The organism is Vibrio sp. Vb2131 (assembly GCF_033338535.1).
GTDB lineage: Bacteria > Pseudomonadota > Gammaproteobacteria > Enterobacterales > Vibrionaceae > Vibrio > Vibrio alginolyticus.
Genome location: NZ_JAWOSW010000194.1, coordinates 1 through 501, shown reverse-complemented (window position 1 = coordinate 501; position 501 = coordinate 1). Strand labels below are relative to the sequence as shown.

Genomic DNA, 501 nt, shown 5'->3' with positions numbered 1-501 from the left:
GTTTGGTTCTACTGGGCGGGCTGGGTTAGACCAGTGTTTCTGGATTGGTATTTCTGTTGGTGTGACAAAACACCATGACCAAAAGAAATTGGAAGAAAAGGGTTCGTTTCTCTCGGTTTTCTATAACCATTCATCATCAAAAGCAGTAAAGGCGGGAATTCACACAGGGCAGGATGTGGGAGGCAGGAGCTGAGGCAGAAGCCATGGAGGGATGCTGCTTACTGGCTTGCTCCTCATGGTTTGCTCAGCCTGTTTTCTTACAGAGCCCAGGACCACCAGAGCAGGGATGACACCACCCAGTGATCACTAATTAAGAAAGTACCTTACAGCCAGAACTTATGGAGGCATTTTCTGTACTGAGGCCCCTTCCTCTCTGATGACTCTAGCTTGTGTCTAGCAAGGACAGAAACTGAGCTCCCAACAGCACTGGCCTCATTTCTTCAGTCAGTGGGTGATAGAAATGGACCAGGGCCAAGGTGCCCTCTTCACTTTGTGGCCTCC

1 protein-coding gene is annotated in these 501 nt (G+C 49.5%); it reads left to right on the top strand.

What is annotated here, in order from left to right:
- On the top strand, positions 1-193 hold a 193-nt coding region (locus tag R7E38_RS23500), incomplete at its 5' end, for a hypothetical protein (RefSeq protein ID WP_318082269.1).
- Positions 194-501 lie beyond the last annotated feature (308 nt).